This is a genomic window from Pseudoalteromonas sp. SG43-6 (assembly GCF_014164365.1).
Taxonomy (GTDB): Bacteria; Pseudomonadota; Gammaproteobacteria; order Enterobacterales; family Alteromonadaceae; genus Pseudoalteromonas; species Pseudoalteromonas rhizosphaerae.
On record NZ_JACJEZ010000094.1, the window covers coordinates 1 to 7028 of the forward strand.

The following is a 7028-nucleotide window of genomic DNA, read 5'->3' on the forward strand; positions in this document are numbered from 1 at the left end:
ATTATATTCAGTTTTACAATTACAAACGTAGGCATTCTACGCTTAATTATATGACGCCACATCAGAAATATAATGAATTAAAAAATGCCGCTTAGAATCTCTACAGAATTTGTTGACCATTACAGACCTATGTTGTAAAGGCACATGGCATAGAAAGGTTGGATTTCAATGCAACTAGGATACTCACTGATCGTTTGCTCGAAATAGCTTAGGGCCTCTGAATACATACCAAGGCTTCGATAGTTAATTGCCAGTCCAAACAAAGCATCGAATCTTTCAATGGATGATAAAGGACCTGTAAGAGATGTCAGATAATGCTCAACCGCTTCTTTCTCTTTACCTTGATTGTCGTACGACCAAGCAATTTGTAAGTGAGCTTTAGCAGAATATGTCTCATTATCTAGTAGCGTTTTAAGTAACGCTATTGACTCATGATGTTTGCCTCTTTTCGCAATTGAATTGCTTGTTTTATTATACTTTCCATAATCTCCTCAAAGCTAATAACATCTTAATAAAGTACATTACACAAAATAGCTATCCACCTTAAACACTAAAACCAAGGGACAGGAAAAATGTGACAAAAACTGATTCAACTCTACAAGTTCGTCATAACCGCCAAGTTTCTTGTGTTTTTTCACCACGCACTATCTGATAAATAGCTATGTTTTTCTCAATCAAAAGTGACACCAAATCTGGTACGCACTGAATAGGCATTATCAGTTCATAACCAAACTCTAATTTGGTTATATTCTTCGAATGATAATGACCTAGAAATGAGCTAATGATTGTAAGAGCTTCGCCCTTCCACTCACCAACCTCAAAGTAGAATTTATACATATCCTCGCTATAGTCTTTTGGTGTATCACTTGTCATCTATTGTCTCTTATTTTTTACAATTCGTTTTTGGTATCAGCTCTTAAAACAGTTAACTACAATCCATTATTAATCAACTAGAGTGAATTGCATCCACACAGTAATTTAAAATCTCAAATACGGGTTAGTAACCTTTATTTGAGGTTGATTTAGGTAAAATTTATATATGTCTGTGTATGTATAACAGTAAAGTACTTTCCAATTGATAAGTGGTACAGCTAAACTATCAGGGGTGGTTAAAGTTAATACTTTTCAAATGGCTTAGCAAACACTTGATATTCATCTGAATAAACTATTTTTCCAGGTCTTTCTGTTCTGATTTTTTCAACTACGATACCTTTACTTTCTAGCAATACAACAAATTCTCTAACCTTAGAAATATGTTTTTTGGCCGATATTTTGAACCAACTTATGAAAATATCAGCTTTTCTAAGTTTTTGAGCATTCAAATAATCCAATGGCGATTCTAGGTGGTTGTTAAACCACTCCATAATGCTCTCTGCTTGTTCCAACTCATAATCCAAAAATTTATTATCATCTTTCATATACCTAACAGCAAGAAATAGACCTAGACGCTGATTTGACTCATGACAAAATTCGTTAATTACAAAGCGGATATACATATTACATTCCACAAAACTTTTATTGCAGAGCAAATCATTACTCCAGTCCCTTTTCTAAGGTTAATTTTTAAAGACATTACGTTAACTTGAAGGTGCACTATATCGATTTGAAAGCTCGACATACCATTCTCTAGTCTTTTCTGGAAGTTCATGATGACTGAAAGGTTCGCTCGTTTGAAGTAGCCACTTCAAGCTACCAAAAATGATGAAATCAGCATATGTTGGATTTAAACCGCCTACAAACCTTGCTCTTGTGAGGTACTTTTCTAAAACCAATAATTTTTTTAGTAAACTAGATGTAGCTTCAGCACTTTTGCTTTCTTGTACATCTTCAAGAGGCATTGAGAAAAGAGCTTCTCTTGATTTTCTAAAATATGCTTTATCTTTATCTTGTAATTTTTTGTAAATGTCAAAAATTGCAATCTGTGCGATATCAGAATGAAGCGAGTTAGACCACGCTTCAATAAATCTAAAGGTTTGTTTTGAATCTTCATTTGGAAAAAGTAAAGGTGTATCTGGGTAAGTTTTGTCCAGATAGACAGCAATATCATATGAATCATTAATAGCATTGTTGTTATCTGATATTACTGGCACCGTTTTAAATAGCCCTTTACTGATGTTTTTAATGTCCGTGAAAGCGACTTCTTCGCATTCAAAATTCACCCCTTTAAAACTTAACGCCATTCTTATACGCCAACAATAAGGACTAAAAATAACCCCATTTTTTCCTGCTAATTCATACAATTTAATCATGTTGTTCTCCTAAATAAATCACTTAACATGCGATTGATTAAAAAGTAGGTGCGACGCCTTTTCATTAACCGTAGGTTGGGTATTAATTCTACTTGCCACCTCAAAAGCTTTAATTGTTGACGGTCTCGTTTTGATATTATTTAACCAGCGCTTAAGGTTACTAAACTTCTCAATATCAATACTTTGAAAAGCATGTATTCTTATCCAAGGGTAACACGCGATATCAGCAATTGAATAAAAGTTACCAGCTAAATATTCAGTTTGCGCCAGTTGCTTGTCCATAACACTATAAAGACGATTCGTCTCATTTTGATAGCGGTTAATTGCATAAGGTACTTGCTCAGAAGCATAATGTATAAAATGATGATTCTGTCCAGCCATAGGGCCAAGTCCGGCTACTTGCCAAGCTAACCATTGTAAGACTTTATATTTATCAGTGAGAGATTCACCGATTAATTTCCCTGATTTTTCAGCTAAATATTGCAAAATAGCGCCTGATTCAAAAATGCTGATTGGTTTAAAAGTATTGAATGGGGCGTTATCGATTATTGCTGGTATTCTTTGGTTGGGGCTCAATTCGCTGAACTCAGGTGAAAACTGCTCCCCTTTAGATATATCTATTGGATATAAATTGTAATCCAAACCTAGCTCTTCAAGTGCCATCGTAATTTTATGACCATTGGGCGTAGTCCAGTAATATAAATCAATCATAGTGATACCTTAAGTTATTGAGTAATGCTTGTTAAAAATTGATTAAACATAAACAAAGCGAAGATAAAAAAAGTAAATGCTGATAGTCGATTGAAGTAATTTGCGAACTTGTCAATGCCTATTGTTTTAGTTAAGTAGTTAAAACTAAAATAATAGAAGCAATGAACAAGTAATACATTTAAAGCAAAAATACTTGTTAATAGTGTTGCTATACCCGCAGAAATATAATTTTCTTGCATGTATGTAGGAAAGATGAATATAAAAAAAGCAAGTGCTTTTGGGTTCAGTAGACTGATGACTAGGCCGTGAAAAAAATGTTTTTTCTGTTCATTGCTCAAACTATTTTTATATTTAAATGCCTTAAGATTATTTGCTGCCAAATATAAAAAATAAAAAGCTCCTGCAAGATTAAGAACCTTAAATGCGCCGCCAACGGCTTCTGTTGTAAACATGATTAACAACGTTGCAAAGAAACCTACTATTAATATTCCTGTTGCAACACCCAGAACCCCCTTCAGTACATCTTGTGAATTTGCATTAAACACATTGTGAATTGTAAATAACACAGCTGGACCTGGACTAAGCACAGTCAGGAATGACACTAATGCAAAGCTAATTAAGTGGTAAGTTTCCATATTGACTCCATTTGATTTACGAGCCCATTTTATACTGCTAGGATAAAATCACTAACCCACTTTTGATTAAAACAGTTTAAACCAGAGGTTTACATGGACAGATTAAAAGCTATTGAGATTTTCATTTCTGTTTGCAAGGAAAAAAACTTTTCGAAAGTCGCAACGAAATTTGATATTTCCACAACAATGGTAAGCAAATATGTGAATTTTCTAGAAAAGGAAGTAAATATTAAACTACTTAATAGAAGTACTAGAGGACAAAACATAACAGAAGCTGGTGAGGTGTATCTAAACAAAGCTAAAGCGTTACAAAAGCAATATAGAGATTTAGTTCTTTCAATGGATGATTTTACAAAAGAGCCTGAAGGTTTGATTAACGTGAATGCTCCGCACAACTTTGGTACTCATGTATTAACAACAATCATTGCCGACTTTTTAGAGGCCAACCCCGCAATAAGAATAGACCTTACATTATCCGATTCTTTAACTGACGTTGTTTTAGACAATTATGATATCGTTTTCAGAGTCGGAGATTTGAAAGACGCTTCTTACATCTCAAAGAGAGTTTTTTCCCAACAACTTATTTTTTGTGCTTCACCAAAATACCTAAAAACTAACGGTCCCCCAAAAAATATAACGGATTTAGAAAATCATCATTTTTTAGGCTTTAAACCTTGGTTTGATAGCTCTAATTTTAAAAAGGAGTTTAGAATTGACCTCTTACATTTACAAACCAGTAGATTCATTAGTAATAATGGTAGTGCACTAAAAAATGCAGCACTCAAGGGGATTGGCATTATTCTTCAACCCTATCATTTGCTTGAAGAAAGCATCCAATCTGGAAAACTCATTAGAGTACTTGAAGGGTGTCAACCAAAAGTTAGAAATGTCCACCTTCTTTATGCAGACAAAAAACAACCGTTAAAAGTTAGGAAGTTCATAGATTTTGTTTCAGAAAATTTAACTAACTAAGGTAAAGCATTATGCAGATCTCTATTACAGTTTGCTTTAGAGTATTTACGTTAAATTATTTTGGGGGCATAAACAATTTAGATCCGAATGACGGCTCAGTGCCAATTGCGGACGTTCGTAACACCCACATAAAGGGCAGTAACACGTGGGCTAAAATCCGAGCAAAGTGACAGAGCCCACGTGTTACTGTCCCAGCGAAGCGCCTTAATGTGTTTGTTAGGTAAATTTTGGTAAATCCAATCCCTGCTCGTTAGCAATGCTCAACATCGATTCCACATATATCTCTCTGGATTCTGGTGTTGAGTGATACGATGTTCCAATGAACTTTAAATACTTTGGCTTAACACCCCTTGTAATACAGATATTAATGCCTTGTATGGACTTGTGTACTTCATCAGAGATAGAAATAAAATCACGATCCATGTCAAAGTCATCAGATTGGTACTTAAAAAGTTGTGGCAAGCTGCCTGCTGAATAAATGCGCGTAAGTACATCCATTGAGCGTTGAATATCCATGTTACCGAATTGTTTATCTAGGAAAGAAGTAACGCCTGAAGCACAAAAGCCAACTCTAGAAATACAATTTGGATAATTCTTAGAGTCGGACTTAAATAACGTATCAGATAGCTCTGCTATCGCAGCTCCCACACTATCGAGAACTTTACCACCATGAAATTTGAAGCCGATTACTTCATAGAGTTTAATAAACTCTTGACCGTATGTAATTAAGGTCATCATTACACGAGTGCCAAAAAAGTCAGCAAATGCTTCTATACTTTTACTATCGTTTTCACTTTCGTCTTTGTGTTCATTATGCGAATGCATATAGTGAGCAACTTCATGGCTAATGATTAATGCGTAGTAATGAAGTGCATCGATGCCATCAACTGCAGCATAACAAAAATCATTAGAAAATCGGATGCGAAGGTCGTCTCCTACGCCAACAACGCTAGCGTGATGCCGCGAAGTAGAATTTAATTCTACTTTTAGCTCAAAGTTAGCAGCAGGAGTAAAAAAACTCTCTAAGTCCTTTTTGGCTGTCAATACTACATCTTGACCTGTTACCATGTGATTTTACCTAACGAGACTGTAGAATAACTCCAACAGCCAAATTCAATAAAGAAACGAGCTCCTGTGATTAACTCTAAGCGTTTTTAAAGCATTAGGTAATGCATTTAGAACCCATAAAACAGGTTGTTTTTCTTAAAAAAGAGTAATTCTACAGCCTCAACGCTAAGCTTTGGGGCGTTAGCACGTGGGCTAAAATCCGAGCGAAGCGAGCCAGCCCACGTGTTAGCGTCCCAGCGACCGAAGGGAGTGCCAACAGCGTTTTGTTAGGCGTACAACTGAAAGTACGCAGCTTTGCTGCCACCACTAGCCAATTAGGCCGCGTATTTAAATTATTGAATTTAAGATAAAACAACCCTGTGCGAAATGCCAGATGTTAACGACAATGCTGGATAAAAGAGCGAGTTTAGAAAGCTGATAATGCAGAATGTTGGCGTTACGATATTGATGAAAAACGCGTTGCTAAAGCCGTTGAAACTACCGAAGAAGCAAGCCGGAAAAACAACCTAGCGAAACAACCTTGATGCCGTAATGTCACGTCTGAACCCACATTTTAATGCTGTAAGCAAATGACGCCTAACGCCTCAAACAACGGCTTGGTAAAGTTGGCGGCCTTTTTGCCCATGCAAAAAAGCTGACAGCTTTACCAAGTCCGCTTGCTTTGATTTGTTAAGTATTCAAAGTTATGGACACTTAGACGCCCAAATAGCATTGGCGGCTAGAGTTAGTTTGCATTGATCTTCTGCTTTAAAGACACCAGGGATTTCCCTACCACAAAATCGCTCATATTTTATGGCAGTATCTGAATGGTAATATAAACGGCAAGATGAAGATTCAGACGATGTTCTAACAGCGACCGAAGCGATGCAGTCTGCATCAGCTGCACAGAGGTCCTGGCACCCGCCATTAACTGATTCAAATATAGACATAGTTCCTGATTTAGCGATATATCCGCCCTCTAGCTCCCACCACCCTTCCTTAACGGTAACGCCATCTGAGTTTACGAAGTCTCGTAGGCTTATGCTGAGTAATCCATTGCTTGGGCTATCGCCACAGCTTAGAAGTCTATTGCCCGTACCATCGTCAAAAAAGTTTGTAGATATCATTCTTGTCAATGTACCGGTGGGGACTGTATGAGTACTGGATGGGCAGCCTACTGGATATATATTGTTTGCCGCTAAGGCCTCACACATATGCTGATGATTCAGTTCTACTGTCTGGTTTTGTTCAGGAGTAGCGGCGACAGCGCAATCATAGGCATTCCACAGACCATCTTTATTGATATCTTCATCGAGATCATTGACTCGGTCACCATTTAGATCCCAGCAATTAATGCCAGCAACTCCGATTACACCTTGAGGCCCTGTAGCTCCTGTTTCCCCTGTAGCTCCTG

Annotated in this window: 10 protein-coding genes; 2 read left to right on the top strand and 8 right to left on the bottom strand. The window is 36.7% G+C overall.

What is annotated here, in order from left to right:
• The coding region (locus H5201_RS23590) for an IS3 family transposase (protein WP_404936147.1) at nt 1–95 on the top strand (95 nt) is incomplete at its 5' end.
• Nucleotides 96–119: 24 nt separating this feature from the next.
• On the opposite strand, the gene H5201_RS23595 is transcribed toward H5201_RS23590, so the two are convergent.
• The 6 genes from H5201_RS23595 to H5201_RS21800 all read right to left on the bottom strand — a co-directional run bounded on the left by H5201_RS23595 (nt 120) and on the right by H5201_RS21800 (nt 3595).
• The gene (locus H5201_RS23595) at nt 120–455 is read right to left on the bottom strand and encodes a tetratricopeptide repeat protein (RefSeq protein ID WP_404936359.1); all 336 of its coding nucleotides are present in this window, start codon (nt 453–455) and stop codon (nt 120–122) included.
• Nucleotides 456–606: 151 nt separating this feature from the next.
• Nucleotides 607–873 carry a hypothetical protein gene (locus H5201_RS21780; RefSeq protein WP_077535649.1) on the bottom strand — a complete coding sequence of 89 codons (267 nt, stop codon included), beginning with the start codon at nt 871–873 and terminating at the stop codon, nt 607–609.
• A 242-nt stretch (nt 874–1115) separates the two neighbouring features.
• Nucleotides 1116–1496, bottom strand: coding sequence for a hypothetical protein (locus tag H5201_RS21785; protein WP_077535648.1), 381 nt, complete (start codon nt 1494–1496; stop codon nt 1116–1118).
• An 81-nt stretch (nt 1497–1577) separates the two neighbouring features.
• Nucleotides 1578–2249 (bottom strand): glutathione S-transferase N-terminal domain-containing protein, encoded by a 672-nt coding sequence (locus H5201_RS21790; RefSeq protein WP_182759236.1) that lies wholly within the window; start codon nt 2247–2249, stop codon nt 1578–1580.
• Between the two features lie 18 nt (nt 2250–2267).
• Nucleotides 2268–2960 (bottom strand): glutathione binding-like protein, encoded by a 693-nt coding sequence (locus H5201_RS21795; protein ID WP_182719140.1) that lies wholly within the window; start codon nt 2958–2960, stop codon nt 2268–2270.
• A gap of 14 nt (nt 2961–2974) precedes the next feature.
• Complete coding sequence (locus H5201_RS21800) at nt 2975–3595, bottom strand: LysE family translocator (protein WP_182719141.1); 621 nt, start codon at nt 3593–3595, stop codon at nt 2975–2977.
• A gap of 93 nt (nt 3596–3688) precedes the next feature.
• On the opposite strand from H5201_RS21800, the gene H5201_RS21805 reads away from it, so the two are divergent.
• Nucleotides 3689–4567, top strand: coding sequence for a LysR family transcriptional regulator (locus tag H5201_RS21805; protein ID WP_182785379.1), 879 nt, complete (start codon nt 3689–3691; stop codon nt 4565–4567).
• 216 nt (nt 4568–4783) lie between these two features.
• On the opposite strand, the gene H5201_RS21810 is transcribed toward H5201_RS21805, so the two are convergent.
• The gene (locus H5201_RS21810; protein ID WP_182785381.1) at nt 4784–5635 is read right to left on the bottom strand and encodes a hypothetical protein; all 852 of its coding nucleotides are present in this window, start codon (nt 5633–5635) and stop codon (nt 4784–4786) included.
• A gap of 683 nt (nt 5636–6318) precedes the next feature.
• Nucleotides 6319–7028 (bottom strand): hypothetical protein (locus H5201_RS22995; RefSeq protein ID WP_220497197.1); only part of this gene is annotated, 710 nt, incomplete at its 5' end.